General features: G+C 51.7%; 10 protein-coding genes. 9 read left to right on the forward strand and 1 reads right to left on the reverse strand.

The genetic code is table 11. The features are described from left to right. Positions 1–9: 9 nt before the first annotated feature. The 3 genes from AYK82_RS07555 to AYK82_RS07565 are packed head-to-tail and all read left to right on the forward strand — an operon-like array spanning position 10 to position 2,514. The gene (locus tag AYK82_RS07555) at positions 10–375 is read left to right on the forward strand and encodes a response regulator (protein WP_068313542.1); all 366 of its coding nucleotides are present in this window, start codon (positions 10–12) and stop codon (positions 373–375) included. A gap of 25 nt (positions 376–400) precedes the next feature. Continuing rightward, positions 401–1,633, forward strand: coding sequence for a protein-glutamate methylesterase/protein-glutamine glutaminase (locus AYK82_RS07560; RefSeq protein WP_068313545.1), 1,233 nt, complete (start codon positions 401–403; stop codon positions 1,631–1,633). Continuing rightward, the gene (locus AYK82_RS07565; protein WP_068313548.1) at positions 1,630–2,514 is read left to right on the forward strand and encodes a CheR family methyltransferase; all 885 of its coding nucleotides are present in this window, start codon (positions 1,630–1,632) and stop codon (positions 2,512–2,514) included. The genes AYK82_RS07560 and AYK82_RS07565 overlap by 4 nt, the downstream gene beginning before the upstream one ends. Before the next feature lie 107 nt (positions 2,515–2,621). On the opposite strand, the gene ctrA is transcribed toward AYK82_RS07565, so the two are convergent. Next, positions 2,622–3,311 (reverse strand): response regulator transcription factor CtrA, encoded by a 690-nt coding sequence (ctrA, locus tag AYK82_RS07570; protein WP_068313551.1) that lies wholly within the window; start codon positions 3,309–3,311, stop codon positions 2,622–2,624. A gap of 367 nt (positions 3,312–3,678) precedes the next feature. On the opposite strand from ctrA, the gene fliI reads away from it, so the two are divergent. From fliI to glpK, 6 genes are all read left to right on the forward strand, one after another. Further along, the gene (gene fliI / locus AYK82_RS07575) at positions 3,679–5,004 is read left to right on the forward strand and encodes a flagellar protein export ATPase FliI (protein ID WP_068313554.1); all 1,326 of its coding nucleotides are present in this window, start codon (positions 3,679–3,681) and stop codon (positions 5,002–5,004) included. A 28-nt stretch (positions 5,005–5,032) separates the two neighbouring features. Continuing rightward, complete coding sequence (gene fliJ / locus AYK82_RS07580) at positions 5,033–5,440, forward strand: flagellar export protein FliJ (protein ID WP_068313556.1); 408 nt, start codon at positions 5,033–5,035, stop codon at positions 5,438–5,440. A gap of 141 nt (positions 5,441–5,581) precedes the next feature. Then, positions 5,582–6,019 carry a paraquat-inducible protein A gene (locus tag AYK82_RS07585; RefSeq protein WP_068313558.1) on the forward strand — a complete coding sequence of 146 codons (438 nt, stop codon included), beginning with the start codon at positions 5,582–5,584 and terminating at the stop codon, positions 6,017–6,019. A gap of 108 nt (positions 6,020–6,127) precedes the next feature. Continuing rightward, entirely contained in the window at positions 6,128–8,563 is a 2,436-nt protein-coding gene (locus AYK82_RS07590) for a mechanosensitive ion channel domain-containing protein (protein WP_082733803.1), read from the forward strand. 203 nt (positions 8,564–8,766) lie between these two features. Then, complete coding sequence (gene glpD, locus AYK82_RS07595; RefSeq protein ID WP_068313564.1) at positions 8,767–10,299, forward strand: glycerol-3-phosphate dehydrogenase; 1,533 nt, start codon at positions 8,767–8,769, stop codon at positions 10,297–10,299. 20 nt (positions 10,300–10,319) lie between these two features. Next, on the forward strand, positions 10,320–11,810 hold the full coding sequence (gene glpK, locus AYK82_RS07600) for a glycerol kinase GlpK (protein WP_068313566.1): 1,491 nt from the start codon (positions 10,320–10,322) through the stop codon (positions 11,808–11,810). Positions 11,811–12,028 lie beyond the last annotated feature (218 nt).

The following is a 12,028-nucleotide window of genomic DNA, read 5'->3' on the forward strand; positions in this document are numbered from 1 at the left end:
GGTGATTATATGAAGCATTGTCTGGTGGTTGATGACTCCAGAGTCATTCGCAAGGTAGCCCGACGCATTCTTGAGGACCTCGGTTTCTCCATTGGAGAGGCCGAGGACGGATTGAAGGCGCTGGAAGCATGCCGCGAGCGTATGCCAGATGCGGTGCTGCTCGATTGGAACATGCCTGTGATGGATGGCATGGAGTTCTTGCACGCGCTTCGGGAAGAGGCAGCTGACAAGATGCCTACGGTGGTGTTCTGCACAACAGAAAATGATATGGCTCATATCACTCAAGCAATTCAAGCGGGTGCTGATGAGTATATTATGAAACCGTTTGATAAAGAGATTGTAGAAGCAAAACTACAAGAAGTCGGCCTCATCTAGCGGCGTTTCAGGGTGGGCAGACATTATGAGTTTCTCGGTTTATACGAGGGGGGCAGGTGCCGCGGCGGGCGCTGATGCTAATCCCATTAAAGTAATGATAGTGGATGACTCTGTGGTCATCCGTGGTTTATTCAGCCGGTGGATCGATGAAGATCCCGAGCTGGAAGTTGTTGCCACGTATCGCAATGGTCAACTTGCTGTTGATAATCTGGAGCGTGTTGCGCCAGATGTCGTCGTGCTTGACATCGAAATGCCGGTTATGGATGGTCTAACGGCTTTGCCATTAATGCTGCAAAAGTTGCCGCATACCACCATCGTTATGGCATCAACGCTGACAAAACGAAACGCCTCAGTAAGTCTTAAAGCTCTTTCCTTGGGTGCAACTGACTATGTTGCCAAACCTGAGACAAATAGCAATGTCAGCGGAAATGACGAGTTTCGTGAAGAGCTGCTGGCAAAGCTGAAAGGGTTGGGGCGGATACCAAAACGGCGGGCAGAAAAGCGACGTAGTCTGGGTATGCGTCCTATGCGGGCCGAGACTTCCGCGGGCCAGCAGAGCGCATCTGCCTCAAGCGCTGCGGCTAGATTTGACCCGCGCGCAGCGCTGCAACGGGCAAAACAGCGCGCAGAGACGGAGGCTCCGGCTTATCGCACGCGTGGTTATGGCAGTGTTGTACCCAAAATCCTTTGTATTGGTAGCTCTACAGGAGGCCCGCAGGCGCTGTTGCGGATGTTGGGAGATGCGAAGGGACAGCTAGCGCGCGTTCCGACTGTGATTACGCAACATATGCCTCGCACGTTTACCACTATTCTTGCTGAGCACTTGCAAAAAGCAATTGGTCGTCCCGCGAAGGAGGCCGAGGATGGGGAATTACTGCGAAACGGTACGATATATGTTGCCCCGGGTGGCTTGCATTTGCGTGTTCTATCTAAGAACGGGGTTGCAGTTGCCGAGCTTGGCGAGGATGAGCCGATTAATTTCTGTCGTCCTTCTGTGGAACCGATGTTTGAGACAGTTGCAGATGTTTATGGGGCGGCGGCACTCGCCGTTATGCTGACCGGAATGGGTGCAGATGGCGCCGCCGGAGTGGAAAAGTTGGGCGCCGCTGGCGCGAGTATTATTGCACAGGATGAGTTGTCCAGTGTGGTCTGGGGTATGCCGGGGGCGGCTGCCCGTACAGGTATGTGTAGCGAGATTCTGTCACTTGACCAGATTGGGCCTAAGTGCGCACGCCTATTGGAAGGAGCGCTGCGGTGATAACAACCGAGTTTGATTTTTTACGGGATTTTCTCAAGCAGCGCTCCGGGCTTGTTCTTTCTAACGAGAAACAATACCTAGTCGAGAGCAGATTGATCCCTGTAACACGTCGGCACAACCTTGCCTCGCTCAGTGCGTTGGTTCAAGCTATTCGCAAACCGGGCTCTACTGCCTTGCAGGAAGAGGTAGTGGAAGCGATGACGACCAATGAGTCGTTCTTCTTTCGCGATAAGACACCTTTTGATCATTTTAAGGGACTGATGCTGCCGAATCTCATGGAGGCTCGGGCCAGCCGGCGCAAAATGCGTATTTGGTGTGCGGCAGCGTCGACAGGGCAGGAGCCTTATTCGCTTGCGATGGTGCTTAAGGAAATGCGCGCGAAAGTTGGCTCTTTTGGCTTTGAGATCTTGGGTACGGATATCTCCAATGAGGTGTTGGACAAGGCAAAGGCTGGCACTTACAGCCAGTTTGAAGTTCAACGCGGGCTACCTATTCAGATGTTGGTCAAGTATTTCGCGCAGGAAGGCGAGTTATGGCAGATCTCCTCCGAGATTCGCAGTATGGTGCAATGGCGTAAACTGAATTTATTGCAGAGCTTTTCGCAGCTGGGCGAGTTCGACATCATCTTCTGTCGCAATGTGTTGATCTACTTTGATCAAGAGACAAAGAAAGACGTGCTGCATCGTATCGCTAAGCAAATGCCGAAGGACGGTTATTTAGTGTTGGGCGCTGCGGAGACTGTGGTTGGCTTGACGGATGCGTTCGAGCCGGTGCCCGAGCATCGTGGGTTGTACCGACCGAAACAGCAAAGTGCTGATGCAGCCACTGTGCGCAAGCTGGGCAGTGCATTTCCCAAGCTTAGTGCGCTGACATCGCCTTAATTGTATTGTTAAAAACAATAATGTTCCATTCACTGCGATGGTGACCAAGACGAAAAACCCGCCTCTCAGCAAGGCGGGTTTTTTTAATCCATTGCATGTGCGCTTGATTAAGCAGCTTTTTCTTCGGGCTCGCGCAGTACATAACCGCGGCCCCATACAGTCTCGATGTAGTTTTTGCCTGCAGTAGCAGCTGCCAGTTTTTTACGTAGCTTACAAATAAATACATCGATGATTTTTAGCTCTGGCTCGTCCATGCCGCCGTATAGGTGGTTGAGGAACATTTCCTTGGTCAAGGTGGTGCCTTTGCGCAAGGAGAGCAGCTCGAGCATTTGATACTCTTTACCGGTGAGATGTACGCGCTGGCCTGCAACTTCAACGGTTTTTGTATCTAGATTTACATTAAGATCGCCAGTGACGATAACAGACTGGGCATGCCCTTTAGAACGACGCACCACTGCATGAATGCGTGCAATGAGTTCGTCCTTATGGAATGGCTTGGTCATATAATCGTCAGCACCAACGCCAAGCCCGCGCACTTTGTCTTCAATTCCTGCTAAGCCGGACAAAATCATTATTGGTGTGCCGATTTTCGCCACGCGTAGCGAGCGCAGCACCTCGTAGCCGGACATATCCGGCAAGTTCAGATCCAGAATGATAATGTCGTAGTCATAGAGTTTACCTAGATCAATGCCTTCTTCGCCCAAATCGGTGGTGTAGACATTGAAATTCTCAGACTTGAGCATCAGCTCGATGCTTTGTGCCGTTGCACTATCGTCTTCAATCAACAATACCCGCATTTTAATCCCCTCGTGTTGCCTTTCCCGGCCGTCGCGCCGGCCAATACGCGAACCGTTGCGAAGGAATGCTCCTAACCAAACTTTCTCTGATGAGAATATGGTTAACAGATGTCGAATCGCTCAAGCAAGCGTTTTGAAAAGCAGCCAAACAGTCTTCTGGGTACAAACTTTGAAAACTCTTTCCCGTTTTCGACTTGCACCTAGAATCACTCGGGTTCACTTGGCTTGTTCTGCTGACCAGGTGGCCCAAAGGTAGATGCCTGCGCCCCTTGCGAAGCACTAGCTGCTAAAACTTTCCCCAATAACATTAAGCAGAAGCGTAAACGATAGGTTACTATCTGGAAAAAAGATTAATAGGGAATCAGTTTTGGACTCGTTACTGGCAGAGGTTGAGGCCTGTCTTCCTATCGAAATTTACGGGCGCGTAGAGGCGGTTAAGGGGCTCTTGATCGAGGTTGCCGGACCCGTGCATGAAATGAGTGTCGGTTCTCGCCTCCTAATAGAAATTAGGGAGGGAATTGCAGGGGTTCAAGCGGAAGTTGTCGGTTTTCGCGAGGGCCGGGCTTTATGTATGCCGTTCGGTCGAATCGAGGGAATTCGCCTTGGTGCCAAAGCGCGATTGGAAGCACGCGAAAGTGTGGTGCATCCGAGCAATGCGTGGTTGGGCCGAATTGTTAATGCCCTTGGGGAACCAATCGACGGCAAAGGGCCTCTGCCATATGGATCAAGGCCGAGAATGTTGCGCGATGTGCCACCAAGTGCCGCAGAAAGGGCTCGTGTTGGCGGGCCCCTCGACCTAGGCGTGCGCTCTCTTAACTCTTTCGTTACCTGTTGTCAGGGGCAGCGCCTTGGTATTTTTGCCGGGTCTGGCGTGGGTAAGTCGGTACTTATGTCTATGCTTGCACGCAATGCGGCAGCAGAAGTTTCTGTGATAGGATTGATCGGCGAACGCGGCCGCGAAGTTCAAGAATTTATTGAGGACGATCTTGGACCCGAAGGGTTGGCCCGTTCTGTTGTCGTGGTGGCGACATCGGATGAAAGCGTGTTGATGCGGCGACAAGCTGCGTATTTGACGATGACAGTGGCGGAGCACTTTCGTGACCAAGGACAGCAGGTGCTGTGTATGATGGACTCTGTTACCCGGTTTGCCATGGCGCAGCGAGAAATCGGGCTTTCGGTTGGTGAGCCACCAACATCGAAAGGGTATACGCCCACTGTATTCACCGAGCTGCCAAAACTGCTGGAGCGTGCTGGGCCAGGCAAAGTTGGCAGCGGGGCGATTACAGCGCTGTTTACCGTATTGGTGGAGGGCGACAACCATAATGAGCCGGTGGCAGATGCGGTGCGCGGTATTCTAGATGGACACGTGGTTATGGAGCGCGAGATTGCCGAGCGTGGCCGTTATCCGGCGGTCAATGTGTTGAAGTCAGTGAGCCGCACAATGCCGCGCTGTGTGCCTGAGGTGTACTTGCCCGTGCTGCGAGAAGCCAAGCGCTTGATGTCAACCTATGCGGATATGGAGGAGTTGATTCGTCTAGGTGCTTATAAAAAGGGCACTGATGCGGATGTTGATGCGGCAATAGCGCTAAATTCCGGATTTGAGCTTTTTTTAGGGCAGCAGAAGCAGGATAAAACCAGTTTAGAAGACGGATATGCGCAACTCGCCAACCTTTTGGAAATGACTCTCCCGTAATCTCCTCCCCCAGAATAAGGAGTTTACCATGAAGAATCGCAGTGGCCTTCTTAAATTGAAGAAGTTTGCCGTTGATGAAAAGCGCCGTCAGGTGAATCAGATCGAGGCAATGCTCGCTGATTTTGATCGTATGGCACAGGAGCTGGAGAATCAGATTCAGGCAGAGCAACGCAGGGTTGGCATTGATGACGTGACGCATTTTGCCTACCCAACATTTGCGCGTGCGGCTGCCCAGCGGCGGGACAATATAAAAACCTCGGTTGGCGAGCTGAACGATCAGCTTAACCGTGCGCAGGATGCTTTGACCGAAGCTATCGCCGATTTAAAAAAAGTCGAGATGATGGAGGAGCGCGAACAGGCGCGGATGCGCCAAGCCGTTGAAGCTGCCGAGCAAAGCCAGCTTGATGAAGTCGCCGGACGACTATCTGATCATTAATAGGTGCAAGATGCCAACTGCTTGGGTAGTTTTGGGCAGCTGAAACCTTCTGTTGTGTTTATGCTTTGATATTGTGTTGCAGCATTGCCTTGAACGGGTGATAGGGTAGTCAGATACCACCCGTTTTGAGGATACTTGCACGTGCCACTTGTTTTAGGTCTGTTTTTTCCAGTTGCTGTGTTTTGTTTTGCCTTGGGTTTGGTGTTGCCTTTGGTGCAGCTGGAAAAACTCTACTTCTTTACTGAGACACCTTCTCTTATTCAGATTGCATTCGGGCTGATGCGTGGGGGAGATATTCTCCTAGGGGGCGCCGTCTTTGTCTTTTCCGTTCTATTTCCAGCGCTTAAACTGTTGGTTCTGGGTGTTGCCTGTGTTCAAGGTGGTGCTTCGCGGTGGGTTCGCTATGTCTCTGTATTGGGTAAATGGTCTATGATGGATGTGATGCTGGTGGCATTGGTGGTATTTGCCGCAAAAACCAGTGGCCTTGCTTTTGCCAGTGTACAGACGGGGCTTGTGGCTTATGCGGGAGCTGCTTTGTTGAGCGCTCTTTGTGCCGCGTTGTGTCAACGTTTGGCTTGAATCGCGGCCGGTCCTCGCGAATTCAAGGATGGGGAAAGAGCCGCAAACCTGTTAGGAACAGATTTGGATGGACCGGGTTTGTTCCATTGCTATTTTAGGGTTGATGTTATGTGTTACCGGGTGGTGCTTCAGTCAGGCTTGAGAGTTGCCTTGTGTTGTGTGATTGCCTTTGCGTTTTGGGTGATGCCAGCTGATGCTTTTGCTGAAGGACAGCGAGCGAGCCAAGCACAGCCGCCAGAGGTGCAGGGTGCTGAGAGTGAACAGGCGCGTGATGCTCTTATAAAGGTACTAGAAGACCCGAAAAAACGCGCTGTTCTGATTGATTTATTGAAAGCAGACCAATCGAACAGTGATGCCGCGCCACAAGAAGAAACAGGCAATGAGGCAGGTGCGTCTGCCGTAGCGTTACCGATACCCGGTGCGAGCTCACTCGTGTCGGAAAAGTCACCTGCATCGCGTAAGTCTAAGTCTGAAGATGACAAAGCAGAGGCCGAAGGCACGCTCTCCTCTCAAATTGGGCAAAAAGTAGAGATGGTGGTTCGCCGCGGCGTGGCTATGTCCAAATTGGTTATAACTGATTTTGAGGGATACACGCGGTTGCTGAGGGATGTGCAACAGGCAAACTATGATCGCTTGTGGCAGGCCCTGACCATTGTCCTTTCAGTGATTGTCGTTGGTTATTCTATCCTGTTCCTTATGCGTCGAATTTTCCGGCATATTCTCGTCAAGATCTTGAATTGGGGCGAAGAACGCGGCGGTTTAGCGCGCGCTACACTCCTGCTTACTGGTGTTGTTTTGGATGCTATCGGCGTTTTGAGTGCTGCGGCTGGTGCGTCAATATTCGTTGTAGCCATGAGTTTTGGCGAGTTAACGCCTAACTCATCTTCGATCTTAGACATGTCTTTGAGTGCGTTTTTCGTGGTCGAAGTCTCTCGGGTTGGACTAAGATTTCTATTTGCGCCGCATAGGCCCAAGTTGAGGCTTGTGCCGCTTTCAGATTGGGAAGCGCGGTATTGGCAGAAGCACCTGATGGTCGCTATCGGTCTGTTTGGTTTTGGGGTCCAACTGGTTGCGCCGTTGTTGCAGCGTTCCTTTAGCTGGAGTTTCGGTAACTCGGTTCGAGCTACGTTTGCGTTGATGGCGGTGGTCTACATCACCGCGATTATTTTTGGCTCCCGGCATCGCGTGCGAGAGGAGTTGCGCTCCTATGCGGATCTATCAATCCAATCAGCCTTTGCCAAAACGCTGGTAAAGGGGCTCGCGGCAATCTGGCATTGGTTTGCATTTATCTACGTTTTGTCGATGTACTCGATCTGGATTAACTCACCATCCACAGCCCTTGAGTTCATTGCATTTGCAAGTGCGAAGAGTATTTTAATTATCGCGTTTTGTGCGGCGCTGGTGATCAGTATGAACCATATTGTCGAGGATGGGATCACGCTTTCAGATGATGTCAATCGGCAGTTGCCGTCACTACAAGGGCATATAAATACGGTTGTACCTAGCGTGTTCGCGTTAGCGCGACTTGTGTTGGTCATTGGCGCCATTATCGGCTTTTTCGAGGTTTGGGGTCTTGGCGGTTTCTGGGGATGGGCCACAGTGGGGGATGGACGCGCTCTTGCCGCTCAAATGCTCTCTGCCTTTTTAATAACTGTTGTCGGCTTTATCGTGTGGCTCGTTGCCATGAGCTGGATTGATCTGCGTGTCGGTGAAGGGCGCGGCACTAGTGTAAGCGCGCGCAAGCGAACGCTTTATAAGCTATTTGGCAGTGCGCTGACGATAGTGCTCGTGGTGATGGTTGGATTGATTGTGCTTTCTGAGCTGGGCGTTCAAATTGCGCCGCTGATCGCCGGTGCGGGTGTTTTAGGTCTTGCAATCTCATTCGGTTCACAGAAATTGGTGCAGGATGTGATAACCGGAGCTTTCATTCAACTTGAAAACGCGATGAACGAGGGGGATTTCGTCACCGTGGCAGGTGTGGGCGGAACGGTGGAGCGGTTGACCCTGCGATCTGTGCGACTACGAGACCTGAATGGTACGAGTCATATTATCCCATTCTCTTCCGTTGATAGTGTTGCGAACTCAATGAAGGATTATGCCTATCATGTGGCAGTTATTGGAGTGAGCTATGACACGAAAGTGGAAGACGCCAAAGCGGCCATGCATGAGGCCTTTGATCGATTGAGCAAGGCGCCAGAAGGGGCGGTCATCATCGGTGAGCTCGAGATGCAGGGGGTGATCAACTTTGGGCCATCGTCGGTTGATTTGCGTGCCCGGATTAAAACTGTGCCGGGGAGTCAGTGGGCAATTGGACGTGCCTTTAATGAGCGGGTTAAAGAGGTCTTCGATGAGCGACAAATCGAAATTCCATTCCCTCAGGTTACGTACCACATTGGTAGCAGTTCGGAGATTGATGAACCAAAGACAAAGCTTGCGCAGAGCGTAACCAAAGGAAGTTCGCCTGTTTCACCCCGCGGTGTGGAACGCAAGGGAGAAAGCGGAACAGCCATGGCTGATGACGATGGTGACGGTGAAGCGACCTAGATTTTGTTTCCCAGCCTGCAAAGCAGCGTTTGGAAGGGGGGCCAAGTTTGGCTCCCCCTTTTTGTTTGCAGTATGGTCTTCGTCGCAAGCCGGGTGACTTTCGCAATCGCAATATGTTTCATTGACTTTCATTTTAGTGCGATATATTGCGTAAGTGCGCGCAAGCGAAAGCTCTCGGGTTGGTTGTCTGAAAGGCGAGCTCTATGTCTAAGCTCTATGATATTTTTGTTATTGGTGGTGGGATCAATGGTTGCGGTATTGCCCGCGATGCCGCTGGTCGGGGGGCGAGCGTTTATCTGGCCGAGCAAGGTGACTTCGCCAGCGCTACGTCTTCGGCATCGACGAAGCTGATCCATGGGGGGCTGCGTTACTTAGAGTACTATGAGTTTCGTTTGGTTCGTGAAGCGCTGATTGAACGAGAAGTCTTATTGAACGCCGCGCCGCATATTGCTTGGCCATTGCGTTTTGTTTTGCCGCATCACAAGGATTTGCGACCTGCTTGGCTCATTCGCTTGGGGCTTTTCCTTTATGATCACCTTGGTGGACGCAAGCTTTTACCAGGGACCCGTAGTGTTCGGCTTGATACTGGTGCATTGAAGCAAGGCTTGCGACCTTTGTTTAAAAAGGGGTTCGAATACTCAGATTGCTGGGTCGATGATGCGCGGCTTGTGGTGCTAAACGCGCGAGATGCAGCAGCGCGGGGAGCAAACTTGCAACGAAACTGCAGGGTTATAGATGCGAGCCGGTCTCATGGCGAGTGGCTTGTGACCGTGCAGCATGTTGATAGCGATGTGGAAGAAAAGGTGCGCGCGCGGGCGATCGTTAATGCGGCGGGCCCTTGGGCAGCGTCGCTCATGCAAAAGGGGCTAGGCTCTGCGAGCGCGGGGGATGTACGCCTCGTTAAGGGCTCGCACATTATCGTACCGAGCCTCTTTGACCATGACCGTTGCTTTATTTTTCAAAACGCAGACGGGCGGATAGTTTTCGCTATTCCCTATGAAGGTCAGTTCACGCTTATCGGAACCACTGATGTAGATTACAAGGGGGATCCGGGAGCGGTGAAGATTAGTGAAAGCGAGATTGAGTACTTATGCCGTGCTGTTTCACAGTACTTTGAAACCGAGGTCCGTCCTGAAGATGTTGTGCATACCTATTCGGGGGTTCGTCCGCTATACGATGACGGGGCCAGTGATGCAAAAGCTGCAACTCGCGATTATGTACTAGAGCTTGACACCGGATCTGGGCAAGCGCCTCTGCTCAATATCTTTGGGGGAAAAATTACTACATATCGGCGTCTTGCGGAATCTGCGCTTGAGAAGCTTAAGGATGTTTTACCTGCTGGGCAACGCCCGTGGACCGCTGCCACCTCTCTTCCAGGAGGGCGCTTTTCGCCGTGCGCGGTGGCAAGTGAAACTGAAAAGCTTAGAAGCCAATATGGGTTTCTGACTGAAGAATTTGCGGTACGCCTTATGCGATCCTATGGTCTGGATTCCTATGAAATACTAGGTGCGGCTCGCTCGGTTAGCGACTTGGGGGTCGAGTTTGGCAAGACTTTGTATGAGAAGGAGGTTGAGTGGCTCATCGAAAATGAATGGGTGCGCTGTGCAGATGACTTGCTTTGGCGGCGCAGTAAGCTGGGCTTGCATTTAAGCGCAGAGGCGCAGCAGCAACTGAAGGCCTATTTGGATGAGCGCTTTGGCGTATCCAATCCCTCTACATTTTGTGTTAGGGACTAAAGCGGGACAGGAGGGGGACAATGAGCGGTTGGATACTCGCGATTGATCAAGGGACGACATCGACCCGAGCAATTGTTTTTAATGATGAGTTTACTTGTATTGGTCAGGGGCAAAAGGAAATTCCGCAGCATTTTCCGCACCCAGGCTGGGTTGAGCATGACCCGGAGGTCCTGTTTCAAAGCGTGCTTGATACATGCCGCGAGGCGATTGTAAAAAGTGGCCGCGCCGCAGGCGACATCAGCGCTATTGGTATAACCAACCAGCGCGAAACTACAGTGGTTTGGAATAGAAAGACCGGAAAGCCGGTTTACAATGCCATTGTCTGGCAGGATCGCCGCACGAGCGATGCCTGTGCACAGCTAAAAGCGCAAGGCTTGGAGCCGACCTTTTCTGCGAAGACCGGTTTGCTCTTGGATCCGTATTTTTCAGGCACAAAAATTAGCTGGATTTTGGAGAATGTCGACGGGGCCCGGGCGCAGGCCGAAGCTGGGGAATTACTTTTTGGCACGGTTGATAGCTGGATTATATGGCGCCTAACCGGTGGTCTGGCGCATGTAACTGATGCGACCAATGCCTCCCGCACACTAATCTACAACATTGCCGAGAACGAGTGGGATGAAGAACTCTTAGAAATCCTGCGGATACCCCATTCGATGCTGCCGCAAGTAAAAGACTGCGCATCCGAGTTTGGTTTTGTCGATGCGCAGCATTTTGGCGCGCCCTTGCCTATATTGGGCGTAGCTGGCGATCAGCAGGCTGCCACTGTCGGGCAGGCATGCTTTAAGCCTGGCATGGTGAAGTCTACGTATGGCACCGGCTGCTTTGCGCTGCAAAACACTGGCGCAGAGTTGGTCAAATCCGAAAACCGTCTGCTTTCGACAATTGCGTATCGGTTAAATGGCGAGACAACCTACGCCCTTGAAGGCTCGATTTTTATGGCCGGTGCCGCTGTGCAGTGGCTGCGAGATGGGCTGGGTATTATTGAAAGCGCGCCACAGGCTGAGGAATTGGCTAAGCAGGCCGACCCAGAGGCGAGCGTTTATATGGTGCCTGCATTTGTTGGTTTGGGTGCACCCTATTGGGACCCAGAGGCCCAAGGCGCAATTTTCGGGTTAACACGTTCTAGTGGTCCTGCTGAGATCGCCAAGGCAACTTTGGAAAGCGTTGGCTATCAAACTTTTGATCTTATGCGCTCAAAGGCCTCTGATAGTGGCTACCACTTTTCGAGTTATAGCGTACTGCGTGTAGATGGCGGGATGACAGCATCGGACTGGACGATGCAGTTCTTGGCAGACATTCTCGGGGCGAGCGTTGACCGCCCACAAGTTTTGGAAACAACGGCTCTCGGTGCGGCTTGGCTTGCTGGTAGTTTTGCAGGCGTGTGGCCGGACATGGCCGAGTTTTCTCGTCGCTGGCGTTTGCAGCAGCGCTTTGAGCCCCAAATGAATGAAGTAGAACGCCGGCAAAAGCTTGCGGGCTGGGAGAAAGCAGTCGAGCGAACGCGTAGCTAGTTATGAAAACTCGTAGAGTTGTTTGTGAGGCTGCCCATCTGAGCGGCGTTCTTTTTAAAAATTCCTGCTTGTTCATATTAATTTCTGGTTAACTTTTGGGGTATTTTGGGGGTGGGAGCTGGCTCTGATTGGCCTGTTTTTGGGGTTTTTGGGTGTTTTGTTTGGGTGTTAGTGATATACGCGGGGTTGTTTTGAATTAGGGCATTAAAGTTTTCGCA

Origin of the sequence: Polycladidibacter hongkongensis, from assembly GCF_001561995.1 — a bacterium.
Taxonomy (GTDB): Bacteria; Pseudomonadota; Alphaproteobacteria; order Rhizobiales; family Stappiaceae; genus Pseudovibrio; species Pseudovibrio hongkongensis.

What these genes read in the sequence shown, in the direction of transcription:
- AYK82_RS07555 (WP_068313542.1), top strand. Translation starts at nt 10, where the DNA reads ATGAAGCATTGTCTGGTGGTTGATGACTCCAGAGTCATTCGCAAGGTA.
- AYK82_RS07560 (WP_068313545.1), top strand. Translation starts at nt 401, where the DNA reads ATGAGTTTCTCGGTTTATACGAGGGGGGCAGGTGCCGCGGCGGGCGCT.
- ctrA (WP_068313551.1), bottom strand. Translation starts at nt 3,311, where the DNA reads ATGCGGGTATTGTTGATTGAAGACGATAGTGCAACGGCACAAAGCATC.
- fliJ (WP_068313556.1), top strand. Translation starts at nt 5,033, where the DNA reads ATGAAGAATCGCAGTGGCCTTCTTAAATTGAAGAAGTTTGCCGTTGAT.
- AYK82_RS07590 (WP_082733803.1), top strand. Translation starts at nt 6,128, where the DNA reads ATGTGTTACCGGGTGGTGCTTCAGTCAGGCTTGAGAGTTGCCTTGTGT.
- glpD (WP_068313564.1), top strand. Translation starts at nt 8,767, where the DNA reads ATGTCTAAGCTCTATGATATTTTTGTTATTGGTGGTGGGATCAATGGT.
- glpK (WP_068313566.1), top strand. Translation starts at nt 10,320, where the DNA reads ATGAGCGGTTGGATACTCGCGATTGATCAAGGGACGACATCGACCCGA.